This window comes from Paracoccus spongiarum (genome assembly GCF_030732095.1).
GTDB lineage: Bacteria > Pseudomonadota > Alphaproteobacteria > Rhodobacterales > Rhodobacteraceae > Paracoccus > Paracoccus spongiarum.
This window is the reverse complement of record NZ_JAVAMQ010000007.1, coordinates 87,991-105,013: the sequence shown is the minus strand read 5'-3', so window position 1 is coordinate 105,013 and position 17,023 is coordinate 87,991. Positions and strand designations below refer to the sequence as shown.

Sequence of the window (17,023 nt, the reverse complement as noted above, 5' to 3'; positions counted from 1 at the left end):
CCCCGCTATGCCGGGGCTGTCGTCATGTTGCGAGGGACCGCGCCCGTGCCATCCGCCGCCGAGATGCTGCTGTCGGTGTTCGACCGCGTCTACATCATCAACCTGGCCCATCGCGAGGATCGCCGGCGCGAGATGGAGGCCGAGCTGAACCGCATCGGGCTGAGCCTGTCGCATCCGGCGGTGACGCTGTTTCCGGCCAGCTTTCCCCCCGACCAGGGCGATTTTCCCAGCCGGGGGGCGCGCGGCTGTTTCGAAAGCCAGCTGGGCGTGCATCGCGCGATCCTGGCCGATGGCGCAGCCCATGCGCTGATGCTGGAGGACGACGCCGATTTCGCGCCGGATTTCACGCCGCTGCTGGCAGCGATGCTGCCGGCGCTGCGGGAGACGCGGTGGGACATGCTGTATTCCGTCTCGCCGCTGGAGGCGCGGCCGGGCGATCAGCCTGTCGGCGCGCATCTGCTGCGGCTCTCGGCCGATCATACCTTCCCGCTGGCGCATTTCGTGGGCTTCAGCCGCCGGTTCTCGGAACGCGCGGTGCCCTATCTCGAGGCGATGCAGGCGCGGGCGATCGGCGATCCGGCGGGCGGGCCGATGCATGTGGACGGCGCCTATTGCTGGCTGCGCGCCGACCAGCCCGATCTGGTGGTGCTGGGCAGCCGCCAGCCGCTGGCGGTGCAGCGGTCCTCGCGCAGCGACATCGCCGATCTGCGCTTCTGGGACCGGCTGCCGGTGTTGCGCCAGATCACGGCCGCGGCGCGACGGTCTCCCCCGGTGCTGGCGCTGCTGCACCGGCTGCGGCGCCGATAGGCGCGGGCGGGCCGCGATGAGGCATGTGGCAAGCCTGTGGATCGGCGCGCGGCTGGGCGAGATCGAACGCGCCGCGATTGCCTCGTTCCTGCGGCTGGGCCATGCCTTCACCCTCTATGGCTATGGCGCGATCGGGAACCTGCCCGCTGGCGTGACGCTGGCCGATGCCTCGGAAATCCTGCCGGGGGACAGCATCCTGCGCGACCGGCGCAGCGGCAGCCCGGCCATGCATGCCGATCTGTTCCGCTATGCGATGGTGCGGGCCACCGACGCGCTGTGGGTCGATCTGGACATGATCGCGCTGCGACCCTTCGATTTCGACACGCCCTGGGTGCTTGGCCGGGAGGATGACGGCCAGCTGAACAATGCCGTTCTGGGGCTGCCGCGCGAGTCGCGGCTGCTGGCGTCGCTCTGTGCCATCACGCCCGCCACGCGCGGCGTTCCGCCGCATCTGCGCGGCCTGCGGCGCCAGAAATACAGGCTGCGCAGCGCGCTGCGCGGCGGGCTGCCGATCACCGAATGGCCCTGGGGCAGCACCGGGCCGCGCGCCCTGACCCATTTCGCGACCCTGACCGGCGATGTCGGCCGGGCGATGCCGCCGCAGGCCTTCTATCCGGTGCCGATCCACGCGGTCCGCCGCTTTCTGACCCCCGGCGCGCTGCGGCCGGAGGACCTGCCCGCCGACAGCTTCGGGGTGCATCTGTGGGGCAGGGAGCTGCGTGCCGAACTGGCCGGCAGCTTTGGCGGCCGCGTTCCGCGCGGCAGCTTTCTGGACCTGATCCGCGCGGAGGGCGCATGACCCCGCCAGCCTATCTCATCAATCTGGACGGCTCGGAGGCGCGCCTGCGCAGCGCAAGCGCGGCGCTGCGGGCGGCCGGCATCGCGTTCGACCGTGTGCCCGCCTTCGACGGCCGGCAGCTGACGCCCGACGCCTTTCCCGACTACGACGCCGCCGCGGCCATGCGCCATCTGGGGCGGCCGATGCGCGGCGGTGAGATCGGCTGCTACCTCAGCCATCTGCGGGTGGCCCGGCGGTTCCTGGAGACGGCCGCCGACAACTGCCTCGTGTTCGAGGACGACCTGCAGCTGCGACCGGGCGCCGCAGAAGGCATCGCGCAGGTGCTGGACTGGCTTGCGCGGCGCGACCTGGCGTGGGACCTGATCCATCTGGCGCCGGCCCGCCTGCGCATCCACACGCCGATCCTCGAACTGCGCCTGCCCGAGGGCGGGCACCGGCTGACCCGCGCGCACTACTTTCCGATGACGACCACCGCGCTGATCTGGTCGCGTCCGGGCGCCGAGGCGTTCCTGCGCGGCCATGAGCGCATCTTCGCGCCGGTGGACATCTATTTCCGGCACTGGCTGACCCGCAGCAACCGCGGGCTGGCAGTCTGGCCGCCGCTGGTCGTCACCAGCGGCGCCGACAGCGAGATAGCGCCCGCGGCGGCGGCCCGCCGGTCGGCCGGGGGACGCCATCCCCTTTATCCGCTGATCCGCCAGTACCGGATGGCGACCGACAAGCTGATCGCCCTGCGCCACCGGTGGCGGGGTCGCGGTCCGGGTGGGGATCAGGCCGGGTCCTTCGCAAAGCGCAGATAGGGCAGGCGGATGTCCAGCGGGCCGTATTTCTCGGCCGCGGCCTTGTCGTCCAGCGCCAGCGCCACGATCACGTCCTGTCCCGGCACCCAGTTGGCGGGGGTGGCCAGCGGCACGCCGTCGGTCTTGATGACCGCATCCAGCGCGCGGATGATCTCGGCGAAGTTGCGGCCGATGGACATGGGATAGGTCATGGTCAGCCGGATCTTCTTGTCCGGGCCGATGATGAACACGCTGCGCACGGTCGCGGAATGCTGGGGCGTGCGGCCGTCCTGCGGCAGGTAGTGATCGGCCGGCAGCATGTCATAGGCCTTGGCGACCGCCAGCGAGGTGTCGTCGATGATGGCGAAATTCGCGGGCGTGCCGGCGACCCTGGCGATGTCGTTCTTCCATTTCTGGTGATCCGCGACGCTGTCCACCGAGACGCCGAGGACCTTGGTGTTGCGGGCCTCGAACTCGCCGGCCAGCTGGGCGACGGCGCTGAATTCCGTCGTGCAGACAGGGGTGAAGTCGCGCGGATGGCTGAACAGGATGGCGTAGCCGTCACCCAGCCACTCGTGGAAGCGGATCTCGCCCTCGGTCGAGTCGGCGGTGAAGTCGGGGGCGATGTCGTTGATGCGAAGTCCCATGGAACATCCTCTCGGTTCGGGTGCGTTGCCCCCTACATAGGCGACGCGGGGGCAAATGCCAGCCCGGCGGATGATGGCGCCCTGCGGGGGCCATGCCGGGGTGGGGCCGTGCCGCGGGCGGCTTGCGGTAGGGCGTCGTTGCGGCGGGGCGGGGTTGCGGCGGGGCGGGGGCGGTGCCACCTTCTGCAGCAGACGCATTTCGGGAGGACGCGATGAACATCGTTTCGGACAGGGCAGTGGCGGACAGGCGCAAGTTCTATATCGGCGGAGAATGGGTCGATCCGGCGGCGCCGGGCGACCTTGAGGTGATCGACCCCTCGACCGAGGAGCCGGTCGCGGTCATCAGCCTTGGCGGGCAGGCCGATACCGACGCCGCCGTGGCCGCGGCGAAGGCCGCCTTCCCGGCCTGGTCGCAAAGCGCCCCGGCCGACCGGCTGGCGCTGGTCGAGAAGATCCTGGCGGTCTATGAGCGGCGCGCCCCCGACATGGCGGCGGCGATCACCCACGAGATGGGCGCTCCGCAGGACATGTCGCTGGAGGATCAGGTCGGCGCCGGCAGCAGCCATATCAGGAACTTCATCACCGCCTTCCGGGATTTCCGCTTTGTGCGGCCGCTGGGCGATCACGCGCCCTCGAGCATGACCGCATGGGAGCCGGTGGGCGTGGTCGGGCTGATCACGCCGTGGAACTGGCCGATGAACCAGGTCACGCTGAAGGTGATCCCGGCGATCCTGGCGGGCGATACCTGCATCCTGAAGCCCAGCGAGATCGCGCCGCTGTCCTCGATGCTGTTTGCCGAGATCCTCGACGAGGCGGGGGTGCCGGCCGGGGTGTTCAACCTGGTGAACGGCGACGGGCAGGGGGTGGGCACGCAGCTGTCCACCCATCCCGATGTCGAGATGATCAGCTTTACCGGATCGACCCGCGCCGGCATCGCGATCAGCAAGGCCGCGGCGGACAGCCTGAAGAAGGTCTGCCTGGAACTGGGCGGCAAGGGCGCCAACCTGATCTTCGCGGATGCCGACGACAAGGCGGTGCTGCGCGGGGCGCGGCATTGCTTCTACAACAGCGGGCAGTCGTGCAACGCGCCGACCCGGATGCTGGTCGAGCGGTCGGTCTACGAGCGCGCGGTCGAGACCGCCGCGCAGGTGGCCCGCGACACCCGGGTGGCCACGGCGCACCAGCCGGGGCCGCATATCGGCCCGGTGGTCAGCAAGGCCCAGTGGCAGAAGATCCAGGACATGATCCAGACCGGCATCGACGAGGGCGCGAGGCTGGTCGCCGGCGGGCCGGGCCTGCCCGAGGGGGTGAACCGGGGCTATTTCGTGCGCCCGACGGTGTTTGCCGATGTGACGAACGACATGGCCATCGCCCGGCAGGAGATCTTCGGGCCGGTGCTGTCGATCATCCCCTTCGACAGCGAGGAGGAGGCGGTGCGGATCGCCAATGACACGCCCTACGGGCTGACCAGCTATGTCCAGTCGCAGGACGGCGCCCGGCGCAACCGGCTGGCGCGGCAGCTGCGCTCGGGCATGGTCGAGATGAACGGCCAGCCGCGCGGGGCCGGGTCCGCCTTCGGCGGCGTGAAGCAGTCGGGCCGGGCGCGCGAGGGCGGCGTGATGGGGCTGGAGGAGTTCATGGACAGCAAGGCGATCAGCGGCTGGGACCGCGACGCCTGACCGGCCGGCCCCGCGGGCCGGCGGAAGCCGGGGGGCCGTCTGCCCCCCGGACCCCCCGAGGATATTTGCGCCAGGGCAAAGGGGCTGATCAGCCCGGTTCGGCCAGGAAGATGTAGCCGGCGCCGTAGATGGTCTTGATGAGGCGCGGGTTGCGCGGGTCCTCGCCCAGCTTGGTGCGCAGCCGCGAGATGCGCACGTCCATCGCCCGGTCGAAGCTGTCGCCGGCCGCGCCGCCCAGCGTCTCGAGCATCTGGCCGCGGGTGATGAGGCGGCGGGGATTGTCGGTGAACATGCGCAGCACCTCGGCCTCGGCATGGCTGAGCGGGGTTTCCGTGCCGTCGGGGGCGGTCAGCATGTAGCGGTCGAAATCGGCGGTCCAGCCGGCGAAGCGGACCGCCGCGCCGGCACGGCCCTGCGGCTGGGCCGGACGGCGCAGGCGGGCGCGGATGCGGGCCACCACCTCGGCGGGCTCGAAGGGCTTGGTGATGTAGTCGTCGGCGCCGAGTTCCAGCCCGGTCACCCGGTCCTGCAGCTGCGCGCGGGCCGAGATGATGATGATCGCCGCGCCGGATTCGGTGGCCAGCCGGTGGACCAGCGCCAGCCCGTCGCGGTCGGGCAGGCCGAGGTCGATCAGGCAGGCATCCGGGGTGATGCGGCGCAGCGCGGCCTCGAATTCGGTGGCGCGGGCGAAGGCCTGGATGCGGAAGCCGGCATCCTCCAGCGCGGCGCCCAGCAGGCGGCGGATCTCGGGCTCGTCGTCGAGGATGGCGATCAGGGGCGCGTCGGTCATGGGCCTTCCTCGGCGGCGTGGGCAAGGGCGGTGGCGCGGGCCAGGGCGGTGGCCAGCCGGGCCGGGGTGAAGGGTTTCGACAGCACCGGGGCGGGCGCGCGCGCGCGCAGCGGATCGCCGGGCGGCAGCGAGGTCATCAGCACGGTCGGCAGCAGGCCCGCGAGGTCGTGGCCGAGGCCGTCGCCCAGCTGGATGTCGGAGAGGATCAGCGTCAGCCCCGGCAGGTCGGTCAGCGCGCGGGCCTCGGCGAGGCTGGCGGCCTCGATCACCGCGTGGCCGAGGCCGGTCAGCATGGCGCGGGTGTCGGCGCGGATCTGGTCGTCGTCCTCGACCAGCAGCACCATCTGCCGCGCGACCGGCCGGCGCGGCAGGCGCAGCGTGACGCGGGCGCCGCGGCCGGTGTTTTCCAGCCGCATCCGGCCGCCGACCAGCTTGGTCTGGTCATAGACCATCGACAGGCCCAGCCCCGAGCCCTGGCCCTTCTTGGTGCTGTAGAAGGGCTCGGTCGCGCGGGTCAGCGCCTCGTCGCTGAAGCCCGGGCCGGTGTCGCTGACCGCAAGGTCGACCCAGTCGCCGCCGGCGGCGCGGGCGGCAAGCGTGATGCAGCCCGGCCCGGCGATCGCCGCGTTGGCGTTCAGGATCAGGTTCAGCAGCGAATCCTGCAGCGCGCCGGGATCGAGCAGCAGCGGACCGGGCGGCAGATCGAGATCGAGCACCAGCCGCGTCTCCTCGCCCAGCGCGGGCCGGGCCAGCGTCGCGGCCTCGTGCAGCAGCGCCGGCAGATCGACCGGCTGCAACGCCATCTCGGGCGTGCCGCTGATCCGCGACAGCCCGTCGAGCAGCGCCGCGCCGCGCCGCGCGGCGGCCAGCGTGGCCTGCACGTCCTCGGCCGCGCCCGGCGGCAGCGCGCGCGCCGCCAGCCGCCCCTGGAGGCCGAGGATGATGGTCAGCAGATTGCCGAAATCATGCGCCATACCCGAGGTCAGCTGCGCGGCAAGGCTGCGCTTGCCGGCATGGGCCAGCGCCTCGCGGGCCTGCACCTCGGCGCTGACATCGGTGGACAGCACATAGACGCCCTGCCCGTCCAGATCCGGGGTCAGCGCGATGCGGATGCGCCGGCCCGAGACGGCATGGGTGATCTCGGCCACCTGCGGGTCGCCGGCCAGCGCGCGATCGACATGCGGCCGCAGGGTCTGGAAGGTCTCGGGGCCCAGCGCCTCCTCGACGCTGAGGCCGACGATGCTGGGGGCGGCGCCCGGAAAGATGGAGGGCTGCCGCCGGTTCGAGAAGGTATAGCGGTAGTCGGCGCCGAGATGCGCGATATGGGCTGGCACCATCTCGGTCACCTGCCGGGTGCGGGCCTCGGTGCGGGTCAGCACGCGCTGCGCCTCTTGCAGGGCGGCGTTGGTGGCGGCCAGGGCGCGATTGGCCGCGGCCAGCCGCTCGGCATGGTCCAGCACCTGTTCGCTGAGTTCGGCGGACCGCGCCCGCAGCAGCGTTTCCTGGCGCTTGATGTCGGTGATGTCGGTATAGACGGTGATCCAGCCGCCCTGCGACAGGGGCGCCCCCTCGACCGCGATCCAGCGGCCATCGGCGCGCTGGCGTTCGAAGTAATGCGGCTGGAAGGTGCGGGCCTGTTCGACGCGAAAGGCCACGGCGGCGGCCGGGTCGTCCTGCGGGCCGTATTCGCCGCGCTCGACCAGATAGCGGATCGTGTCCTCGAAGCTGGTGCCGGGCCGGGTCAGCGCATCGGGCAGGTCGAACATCGCCTGATACTGGTTGTTGGCGACCGCCAGCCGCAGATCGGCGTCGAAGATCGACAGCGCCTGCCCGATCAGGTTCAGCCCCGACCGCGTCAGGTCCGCGCGCAGCGTCTCGGGCGTCATGCGGGGGCCGCCGTGACGATCCGTGCCGCGGCCCGCGCGGTGCTGTCCGTTGCGTTCATTCCCGGCCCTCCGATGCCAGCGTTAGCACCGCCCCGCGCGGCGGGAAAGCGCCGTAACAATTCGTTGGAATTCGGACAAACTGCGGCAATGATTGCCCGCAAGGATGGCCACAGTCAGGGCGGGGAGGCCCGGACGAGGCGCGGCGCGAGACCGCGACAGGGGAGGACACATGCCGGACCAGCAGGCGCCGACAGGCGAATTGCATTCTGTTCCCGCGCTGCTGGCGCGGAACGTGGCCCGTTACGGAAACCGGCCCGCCTATCGCGAGAAGGAATTCGGCATCTGGCAAAGCTGGAGCTGGGCCGAGGCCGCCGACGAGATCCGCGCGCTGGCGCTGGGCCTGATGGCGCTGGGGCTGAAGCCGGGCGACCACATGGCGATCATCGGCCGCAACCGCCCGGCGCATTACTGGGGCATGATCGCCGCGCAGATGTGCGGGGCGGTTCCCGTGCCGCTGTATCAGGACGCCGTGGCGGAAGAGATGGCCTATGTGGTCGAGCATTGCGGCGCCCGCTTCGTGCTGTGCGGCGACCAGGAGCAGGTCGACAAGGTCCTGGAGGTCGAGGAGACGGTCAAGGGGATCGAGCAGATCCTGTATACCGACCGCCGCGGGATGCGGAAATACGACCACTCCCGCATGAACGCGCTGGCCGACGTGCAGGCCGAGGGTCGCGCCGCGGCGACCCGGCTGGGCCCGGAACTGGACCGGCGCATCGCCGCGCTGGATTACGACAGCACCTGCGTGATGCTGTATACCAGCGGCACCACCGGCAAGCCCAAGGGCGTGGTGCTGTCGAACCGCAACATCATCGAGACCTCGAAGAACACCGCGGGCTTCGACCGGCTGACCCAGGCCGAGGAGATCGTGGCCTATCTGCCGATGGCCTGGGTGGGCGATTTCATCTTCTCGGTCGGGCAGGCGCTGTGGTCGGGCTTTACCGTCAACTGCCCCGAGGGCGCGCACACGATGATGACCGACATGCGCGAGATCGGGCCGACCTATTTCTTCGCCCCGCCCCGCGTCTTCGAGGGCCAGCTGACCACCGTGATGATCCGCATGGAGGATGCCGGCCGCATCAAGCGCTGGCTGTTCCGCCACTTCATGGAGGTCGCGCGCCGGGTCGGGCCCGCGCTGCTGGACGGCAGGCCCGCAGGGCTCGGCGACCGGCTCTCCTACGCGCTGGGCCGGCTGTTCGTCTATGGCCCGCTGAAGAACACGCTGGGCCTCAGCCGGGTGCGGGTCGGCTATACCGCGGGCGAGGCGATCGGCCCCGAGATCTTCGATTTCTACCGCAGCCTCGGCATCAACCTGAAGCAGCTTTACGGCCAGACCGAGGCCTCGGTGTTCATCACCCAGCAGCCCGACGGCGAGGTGCGGTCGGACACGGTGGGCGTGCCCAGCCCCGGCGTCGAACTGAAGATCGCCGAGAACGGCGAGGTGTTCTATCGCAGCCCCGGCACGTTCGTGGCCTATTTCAAGAACCCCGAAAGCACCGCCTCGACCAAGGATGCCGAGGGCTGGGTGGCGACCGGCGATGCGGGGTTCTTCGAGGACGCGACCGGGCATCTGCGGATCATCGACCGCGCCAAGGATGTCGGCAAGATGGCCGATGGCAGCATGTTCGCGCCCAAATATGTCGAGAACAAGCTGAAATTCTATCCCAACATCCTCGAGGCAGTGGTCATCGGCAATGGCCGCGACTTCTGCACGGCGATGATCAACATCGACCTGAACGCGGTCGGCAACTGGGCCGAGCGCAACAACATCGCCTATGCCAGCTATCAGGAACTGGCCGGCCATCCGCAGGTCTACGCGACCATCCGCGAGCATGTCGAGGCGGTCAACCGCTCGGTCGCGGAGGATCCGATGCTGTCGGGCTGCCAGGTCCACCGCTTCCTGGTGCTGCACAAGGAACTGGACCCCGACGACGGCGAGATGACCCGCACCCGCAAGGTGCGCCGCGCCGTCATCAACGAGAAATTCGCAGACCTGGTGGCCGCGCTCTATGACGGCTCGTCCAGCGTCTACACGGAAACCGCGGTCACCTACGAGGATGGCCGCAAGGGCCGCATCACCGCCACGCTGAAGATCGAGGACGCGCAGGTCTTCGGCGAGGCGCAAGGCCGGAAGGTGGCGGCGGAATGACCCGGATGCAGACGCAATCGCAATCGCAATCGCAGGCCCCCTTGCCGGCGCAGGACGGCCATGTGACCGCCGACGGCCGCCAGATCGGCGGCGTGATGATGGAGATGAAGAACATCACCCTGCGCTTCGGCGGCGTGGTGGCGATCAAGGACATCAGCTTCGACATCCGCCAGGGCGAGATCCGCGCGATCATCGGGCCGAACGGGGCCGGAAAGTCCTCGATGCTGAACGTCATTTCGGGCTTCTATCATCCGCAGGAGGGCGAGGTCTGGTTCAAGGGCTACCGCCGCGGGCCGATGAAGCCCTACGAGGTCGCCCGCCTGGGCATCGCCCGGACCTTCCAGAACATCGCGCTGTTCGACGGCATGTCGGTGCTGGACAACATCATGACCGGCCGGCTGAACCGGATGAAGTCGGGCTTCCTGGCGCAGGCGCTGTGGTGGGGCCCGGCCGAGCGCGAGGAGAACCTGAACCGCGAGGCGGTCGAGAAGATCATCGATTTCCTCGAGATCCAGAACATCCGCAAGACGCCGGTGGGACGGCTGCCCTACGGGCTGAAGAAGCGCGTCGAACTGGCCCGCGCCCTCGCCGCCGAGCCGCAGCTGCTGCTGCTTGACGAGCCGATGGCGGGCATGAATGTCGAGGAAAAGGAGGACATGAGCCGCTTCATCCTCGACGTGAACGACGAATTCGGCACGACCATCGCGCTGATCGAACACGACATGGGCGTGGTCATGGATCTCAGCGACCGGGTCGTGGTGATGGATTACGGCCGCAAGATCGGCGACGGCACCCCCGACGAGGTGCGCAGCAACCAGGACGTGATCGACGCCTATCTGGGGGTGGCCCATGACTGACCGGATCAAGCGGGGGATGCGATGATGGACCAGTTCTTCTTTGCCGCCGAGGTCGTGGCCAACGGGTTGATGACCGGGGTGATGTATTCCCTCGTGGCCTTGGGCTTCGTGCTGATCTTCAAGGCCTCGGGCGTGTTCAACTATGCCCAGGGGGTGCTGGCGCTGTTCGCCGCGCTGACCCTGGTCGGCATCCAGCAGGGGCAGATTCCCTTCGCGGACCTGATCAACGCCGCCTTCGGAACCAGCCTGCATCAGTTCGGCTGGACCGTGCCCGCGGTGCTGGCGATCGCGCTGACCGCTGGGGTGATGGTGCTGCTTGCCTTCCTCATCGAGAAGCTGGTCCTGCAGCACCTGGTCGGGCAGGAACCGATCATCCTCTTCATGGCGACGATCGGGCTGGCCTATTTCCTCGAGGGCCTCGGTGACGTGATGTGGGGGGCCGACATCAAGACGCTGGATGTCGGGCTGCCGCAAGGCATCTCGGACGCGATCGAGGGGGCGACGGCCGAGTGGTTCGGCTATGGCTTCTTCATCGACCGGCTGGACATCTGGGCCACGCTGATCGCGGCGATCCTGGTCGCGGCGCTGGTCGCCTTCGCCCAGTACACCAAGCAGGGGCGGGCGATGCGCGCCGTGGCCGACGATCACCAGGCGGCGCTGTCGGTGGGCATCTCGCTGCGCTTCATCTGGGTGATGGTCTGGTCGATCGCGGGCTTCGTGGCGCTGGTCGCGGGCATCATGTGGGGCACCAAGTCCGGCGTCCAGTTCAGCCTGTCGCTGATCGCGCTGAAGGCGCTGCCGGTGCTGATGCTGGGCGGCTTCACCTCGATCCCCGGCGCCATCGTCGGCGGGCTGATCATCGGCGTGGGCGAGAAGCTGTTCGAGTTCTTCATCGGCCCGATGGTCGGCGGCGCGACCGAGAACTGGTTCGCCTATGTGCTGGCGCTGGTGTTCCTCGTGTTCCGCCCCCAGGGGCTGTTCGGCGAACGCATCATCGAGCGGGTCTGACGATGAAGGATTTCAATGCCTCCGGCGGGGATATTTGCCCACAGGAGAGAGCCGCGGCGATGGCCCGTCTTCTGTGCGGAAATATCCCGCGGGGGTGCGGGGGCGCGAAGCCCCCGCGGCGAGACAGCGAACAGGAGCGCGACGATGATCTATCGTGAGGCGGGCGACTTCAAGACGAGCTATCGGGACGATGGCCAGACCTTTCCGATCCGGCTGGATCGCTGGGGCTATTACGCGGTGCTGGCCGTGGCCTTCGGGATCATTCCCTTCCTGATCAACGACTACTGGGCGAGCGCGGTGTTCGTGCCGCTGCTGATCTACGCGATCGCGGCGCTGGGGCTGAACATCCTGACCGGCTATGCCGGGCAGGTCAGCCTGGGGACCGGCGGCTTCATGGCGGTGGGCGCCTATTCGGTCTACAAGCTGATGACCGCCTTTCCCGAGATCAGCATCGTCATCCACATCCTGCTGGCCGGCGGCATCACCGCCCTCGTGGGCGTGCTGTTCGGCCTGCCCAGCCTGCGCATCAAGGGGTTCTACCTGGCAGTCGCCACGCTGGCCGCGCAGTTCTTCCTGGTGTGGCTGTTCAACAAGGTGCCGTGGTTCTACAACTATTCCGCCTCGGGCCAGATCAATGCGCCCGAGCGCACCCTGCTGGGCCATGCGGTCACCGGCCCCGCCACCAGCGCGCCGGCCAAATACCTGATCTGCCTTGTCTTCGCCTTCGTCCTGGCCTGGGTGGCCCGCAACCTGACGCGCGGCACCCTGGGGCGGAAGTGGATGGCGATCCGCGACATGGACATCGCCGCCGAGATCATCGGGGTGAACCCGCTGACCGCCAAGCTGTCGGCCTTCGCGGTCAGCAGCTTCTTCGTCGGCATCGCCGGGGCGCTTCTGTTCGCGGTCTATCTGGGCGCGGCCGAGGTCGGCGAGGCCTTCGGCATCAACAAGAGCTTCCTGGTTCTGTTCATGATCATCATCGGCGGGCTGGGCAGCATCTTCGGCAGCTTCGCGGGCGCGGCCTTCATGGTGCTGCTGCCGGTGCTGCTGAAGAACGTACTGGTCGGCAGCTTCGGCTGGCCGACCAATCTGGCGGCCCATATCGAGCTGATGATCGTCGGCGCGCTGATCGTGTTCTTCCTGATCGTCGAACCGCACGGGCTTGCCCGGCTGTGGGCGCTGACCAAGGAAAAGCTGCGGCTGTGGCCGTTCCCGCACTGACCGAAAAGACCGGGCAACCGGCAGATTTCAACCTTGGGGAGGAGACCCGAATGAAAACGACCTTCACCGCACTTGTCGCGGCCGGGATGATGGCGGCGGCGCCCGCCATGGCCGATCTGGTGGTGCCCAACCTCAGCTATCGCACCGGGCCCTACGGCGCCAACGGCACGCATTATGCCGACGGCTTCAACGACTACTTCACCCTGCTGAACGAACGCGACGGCGGCATCGGCGGCGAGAAGATCCAGGTGCCCGAATGCGAGACCGCCTACAACACCGAGAAGGGCGTCGAGTGCTACGAGGCGACCAAGGACACTGGCGCTCTGGTCTACAACCCGCTGTCCACCGGCATCACCTATCAGCTGATCCCGAAGGTGGGCGTGGACAAGAAGGTGCTGTACACGCCCGGCTATGGCCGCACCTCGGGCAAGAACGGCAAGGTGTTCGAATGGGTGTTCAACGCGCCCGCGAACTACTGGGACGGCGCCTCGGTCGCGATCAAGTACCTGCTGGACGAGAATGGCGGCGATCTGTCGGGCAAGAAGATCGCGCTGGTCTATCACAACAGCGCCTATGGCAAGGAGCCGATCCGCACCCTGCAGGGCCTGGCCGAGAAGCACGGCTTCACCCTCTCCGAGATCCCGGTCGACGCGCCGGGGCAGGAACAGAAAAGCCAGTGGCTGCAGATCCGCCGCGACAAGCCCGACTATGTCATCATGTATGGCTGGGGCGTGATGAACCAGGCCGCGATCCAGGAAGCCGCGAACATCCGCTTTCCGATGGAGAACTTCATCGGCATCTGGTGGTCGGGCTCCGAGGTGGACGTGCTGCCGGTGGGCGCCGCCGCGAATGGCTACAAGGCACTGACCTTCAATGGCGTCGGCATGGATTATCCGATCTATGACGACATCAAGACCCATGTGATCGACCCCGGCAAGGCCAGCCAGGGCGGCAGCCATGTCGGCTCGGCGCTGTATTCGCGGGGCATGTATGCGGCGGTGGTGATCGCCGAGGCGATCCGCACCGCGCAGGAGCTGGCCGGCACGGCCCAGATCAGCGCCGAGCAGCTGCGCGAGGGCTTCGAGAACCTCGAGATCACGCCGGCGCGGCTGGAAGAGATCGGCCTTCCCGATTTCGGCCCCGAGATCAAGCTGAGCTGCGACAACCACGGCGGCAGCGGCATGGCCCGCCTGCAGCAATGGGACGCCACCGCAAAGCAGTGGAGCCTGATCACCGAGTTCACCGAACCCGACCAGGAGATCATCGCCCCGCTGATCGCCGAGGACAGCGCCGCCTATGCCCAGGAAGCCGGGATCACCCCGCGCGACTGCTGAGCCCGTTTCCCGGCGGCGCCCGCCGCCGCCGGGACTTCCCAAGCCGGAGAGCCGCCATGCTGGACACCGCACCCCGCGACAGCCTTTTGGAAGTCAACAATATCGAGGTGATCTACAATCACGTCATCCTGGTGCTGAAGGGCGTCAGCCTGTCGGTCCCCAAGGGCGGCATCACCGCGCTGCTGGGCGGCAACGGCGCCGGAAAGACCACGACGCTGAAGGCCATCTCGAACCTTCTGGCCAGCGAGCGCGGCGAGGTGACCAAGGGCAGCATCGTCTATCGCGGCGAGGCGATCGTCGATCTGAACCCCGCCGCACTGGTCCGCAAGGGCGTGATCCAGGTGATGGAGGGACGCCACTGCTTCGAACATCTGACGGTCGAGGAAAACCTGCTGACCGGCGCCTACACGCGCCGCGACGGCGCCGCCGCAATCCGCCGCGACCTCGAGATGGTCTATGAGTATTTCCCGCGCCTCAAGGAGCGCCGCAAGTCGCAGGCCGGCTATACCTCGGGCGGCGAGCAGCAGATGGTGGCAATGGGCCGCGCGCTGATGTCGCGCCCCGAGACGATCCTGCTCGACGAGCCCTCGATGGGCCTCGCGCCGCAGCTTGTCGAGCAGATCTTCGAGATCGTCAAGGCGGTGAACGAGGGCGAAGGCGTCACCTTCCTGCTGGCCGAGCAGAACACCAATGTCGCCCTGCGCTATGCCCATTACGGCTACATCCTCGAGAATGGCCGGGTGGTGATGGACGGGCCCGCCGCGCAGCTGCGCGAGAATCCGGACGTGAAGGAGTTCTATCTGGGCATGTCGGACGAGGGCCGGAAATCCTTCCGCGACGTGCGCAGCTATCGCCGCCGCAAACGCTGGCTGGCCTGAGGAGAGTGCGATGCCGTCCCATTACGACGATCTGGAAACCCGCGACGAGGATTCCCGTCACGAGGCGCTGGCCCGCGACCTGCCGGCCGCCCTGGCGCGCGCCCGGACCGCGCCCGCGATGGCGCGGCTGCTGCGCGACATCGACCCCGCCGCGGTGACCGACCGCGCCGCGCTGGCGCGACTGCCGGTGATCCGCAAGGCCGAACTGTCCGAGGCGCAGAGGAAATCCCCCCCCTTCGGCGGCTTCGCGACCCGCCTGACCGCAGAGTTCGACCATGTGTTCCAAAGTCCCGGCCCGATCTACGAGCCGGGCCGGCGCGAGGGCGACTGGTGGCGGCTGGGGCGGTTCATGCATGCCTCGGGCGTGGGGCGCGGCGACATCGTGCAGAACTGCTTCGGCTATCACCTGACGCCCGCGGGCATGATGTTCGAATCGGGCGCCCGCGCGGTCGATGCGGCGGTGCTGCCTGCCGGAACCGGCCAGACCGAATTGCAGGTCCGCGCCGCCGTCGACATCGGCACCACCTGCTATGCCGGCACCCCGGATTTCCTCAAGGTGATCCTGGACCGCGCCGACGACATGGGCGAGGCGCTGGCGATCCGGCGGGCGGTGGTGGGCGGGGGCGCGCTGTTTCCCTCGCTGCGGCAGGCCTATGCGGATCGCGGCATCGTCACGCGGCAATGCTATGCGACTGCCGATCTGGGCAACATCGCCTACGAGACCGACGCGCTGGAAGGAATGATCGTGGATGAGGGCGTGATCGTCGAGATCGTGCGCCCCGGCACCGGCGATCCCGTCCCCGAGGGCGAGGTCGGCGAGGTTCTGGTCACGACGCTGAACCCCGACTACCCGCTGGTGCGCTTTGCCACCGGCGATCTGTCGGCGGTGCTGCCCGGCACCAGCCCTTGTGGCCGCACCAACATGCGCATCAAGGGATGGATGGGCCGCGCCGACCAGACCACCAAGATCAAGGGCATGTTCGTGCGCCCCGAACAGGTCGCGGCGCTGGTCGCCCGGCACCCCGAAATCGCCCGCGCCCGGGTCATCGCCGACCGCGACGGCGAGATGGACGTGATGACCGTTCAGGTCGAATCGCCCGCCGAATCGGCCGATCTCTACGCACGCTCGGTGGCCGACACCCTCAAGCTGAAGGGCGACGTGCAGATCGTCGCGCCCGGCAGCCTGCCCAATGATGGCAAGGTGATCGAGGACCGCCGCAGCTATGACTGAATAGGGATCATTTGATCCGTTAACTTGTTTGCCCGCCGCGCCGCAGCGACATTCCTCCGGGAAGTTGCGAAAGGCTGGGTCACGTCATGGCTGCGGGGAAAGGCTCCAAGGGGGCCACGATCATCATCAAGCGCGGCGGTGACGGCGGCGGACATGGCCATCACGGCGGCGCGTGGAAGGTGGCCTATGCGGATTTCGTGACCGCGATGATGGCCTTCTTCCTGCTGATGTGGCTGCTGAACGCGACCACCGAAAAGCAGCGGACCGGCCTTGCGGATTACTTCAACCCGACCGTGGTGCAGACGCCCGGTGCGGCCGGCGACGGGGTCGAGGCAGGGGTACGCCACGCCGTCCTGCAGGACATCCCCGACAGCGAGAATGCCGCCGATTTCGAGGAGGTGGCCCGCCAGGTGCAGCAGCAGCTGACCGGCAGCGGTGCGGAATCCATGCAGCTGACGAATGTGCTGCGCCACGTCGTGACGCGGATGACCGACGAGGGGCTGGTGATCGAACTGACCGACCTGACCGGCGAGCCGCTGTTCGTGGACGACACCGCCCAGCCGCAGCCGGCGCTGGTCGAACTGACAGCCATCGTCGCGCGGGTGCTGGCGCGGGTGCGCAATGAACTGGCAATCTCGGGGCATGTGCGCGCCTACCCTGAAATGCTGGTCTCGTCGCCGGTCTGGGCGCTGTCGGATGCCCGCGCCCATGCGGTGCGCAACCTGATCGAACGCGCCGGGCTGGATCCGCTGAGGGTGCAGCGGGTGTCGGGCTATGCGGACCGCAAGAACCGCTCGGGAAACCCGATGGACCCCGCAAACAACCGGATCGAAGTGATTTTACTGAGATAGCCGGGCGGCACGCGCCCCGGTTAGGCGAATCTTAAGCTGTCTGTCGGATA

The 17,023-nt window shown here is 68.5% G+C and carries 15 protein-coding genes; 12 read left to right on the top strand and 3 right to left on the bottom strand.

Annotated features, from left to right (window positions below; translation table 11 throughout):
- Positions 1-45: 45 nt before the first annotated feature.
- From Q5Y72_RS09580 to Q5Y72_RS09570, 3 genes are read left to right on the top strand one after another with little or no spacing between them, the layout of a single operon-like run.
- Positions 46-807, top strand: coding sequence for a glycosyltransferase family protein (locus Q5Y72_RS09580; RefSeq protein WP_305963188.1), 762 nt, complete (start codon positions 46-48; stop codon positions 805-807).
- A 16-nt stretch (positions 808-823) separates the two neighbouring features.
- Positions 824-1,606 (top strand): hypothetical protein, encoded by a 783-nt coding sequence (locus tag Q5Y72_RS09575; protein WP_305963187.1) that lies wholly within the window; start codon positions 824-826, stop codon positions 1,604-1,606.
- Positions 1,603-2,406: a glycosyltransferase family 25 protein gene (locus Q5Y72_RS09570; protein WP_305963186.1), complete on the top strand. Its 804-nt coding sequence runs from the start codon at positions 1,603-1,605 to the stop codon at positions 2,404-2,406. Before Q5Y72_RS09575 ends, Q5Y72_RS09570 begins: the two co-directional genes overlap by 4 nt.
- Here Q5Y72_RS09570 and Q5Y72_RS09565 read toward each other — a convergent pair.
- Entirely contained in the window at positions 2,376-3,032 is a 657-nt protein-coding gene (locus Q5Y72_RS09565; protein ID WP_305963185.1) for a redoxin domain-containing protein, read from the bottom strand. The two genes, Q5Y72_RS09570 and Q5Y72_RS09565, sit on opposite strands and share 31 nt — an antisense overlap.
- Before the next feature lie 212 nt (positions 3,033-3,244).
- On the opposite strand from Q5Y72_RS09565, the gene Q5Y72_RS09560 reads away from it, so the two are divergent.
- Entirely contained in the window at positions 3,245-4,711 is a 1,467-nt protein-coding gene (locus tag Q5Y72_RS09560; RefSeq protein WP_371930801.1) for an aldehyde dehydrogenase family protein, read from the top strand.
- Between the two features lie 88 nt (positions 4,712-4,799).
- Here Q5Y72_RS09560 and Q5Y72_RS09555 read toward each other — a convergent pair whose 3' ends face one another.
- Together Q5Y72_RS09555 and Q5Y72_RS09550 are read right to left on the bottom strand one after the other, a co-directional pair.
- Entirely contained in the window at positions 4,800-5,501 is a 702-nt protein-coding gene (locus Q5Y72_RS09555; RefSeq protein ID WP_305963184.1) for a response regulator transcription factor, read from the bottom strand.
- The gene (locus Q5Y72_RS09550; protein ID WP_305963183.1) at positions 5,498-7,387 is read right to left on the bottom strand and encodes a PAS-domain containing protein; all 1,890 of its coding nucleotides are present in this window, start codon (positions 7,385-7,387) and stop codon (positions 5,498-5,500) included. Before Q5Y72_RS09550 ends, Q5Y72_RS09555 begins: the two co-directional genes overlap by 4 nt.
- 229 nt (positions 7,388-7,616) lie before the next feature.
- Here Q5Y72_RS09550 and Q5Y72_RS09545 point away from each other — a divergent pair, with 229 nt between their 5' ends.
- From Q5Y72_RS09545 to Q5Y72_RS09510, 8 genes are all read left to right on the top strand, one after another.
- On the top strand, positions 7,617-9,593 hold the full coding sequence (locus tag Q5Y72_RS09545) for an AMP-binding protein (protein ID WP_305963182.1): 1,977 nt from the start codon (positions 7,617-7,619) through the stop codon (positions 9,591-9,593).
- Positions 9,594-9,598: 5 nt separating this feature from the next.
- A complete protein-coding gene (locus Q5Y72_RS09540; protein ID WP_305963272.1) occupies positions 9,599-10,450 on the top strand; it encodes an ABC transporter ATP-binding protein in 852 nt (283 codons plus the stop codon).
- 21 nt (positions 10,451-10,471) lie between these two features.
- A complete protein-coding gene (locus Q5Y72_RS09535) occupies positions 10,472-11,458 on the top strand; it encodes a branched-chain amino acid ABC transporter permease (RefSeq protein WP_305963181.1) in 987 nt (328 codons plus the stop codon).
- Between the two features lie 144 nt (positions 11,459-11,602).
- Positions 11,603-12,679 carry a branched-chain amino acid ABC transporter permease gene (locus Q5Y72_RS09530; protein WP_305963180.1) on the top strand — a complete coding sequence of 359 codons (1,077 nt, stop codon included), beginning with the start codon at positions 11,603-11,605 and terminating at the stop codon, positions 12,677-12,679.
- A 50-nt stretch (positions 12,680-12,729) separates the two neighbouring features.
- Complete coding sequence (locus tag Q5Y72_RS09525) at positions 12,730-14,013, top strand: ABC transporter substrate-binding protein (RefSeq protein WP_305963179.1); 1,284 nt, start codon at positions 12,730-12,732, stop codon at positions 14,011-14,013.
- Positions 14,014-14,069: 56 nt separating this feature from the next.
- Entirely contained in the window at positions 14,070-14,891 is an 822-nt protein-coding gene (locus Q5Y72_RS09520; protein ID WP_305963178.1) for an ABC transporter ATP-binding protein, read from the top strand.
- Positions 14,892-14,901: 10 nt separating this feature from the next.
- Positions 14,902-16,122, top strand: coding sequence for a phenylacetate--CoA ligase family protein (locus Q5Y72_RS09515; RefSeq protein WP_305963177.1), 1,221 nt, complete (start codon positions 14,902-14,904; stop codon positions 16,120-16,122).
- Between the two features lie 86 nt (positions 16,123-16,208).
- On the top strand, positions 16,209-16,973 hold the full coding sequence (locus Q5Y72_RS09510; protein ID WP_305963176.1) for an OmpA/MotB family protein: 765 nt from the start codon (positions 16,209-16,211) through the stop codon (positions 16,971-16,973).
- Positions 16,974-17,023 lie beyond the last annotated feature (50 nt).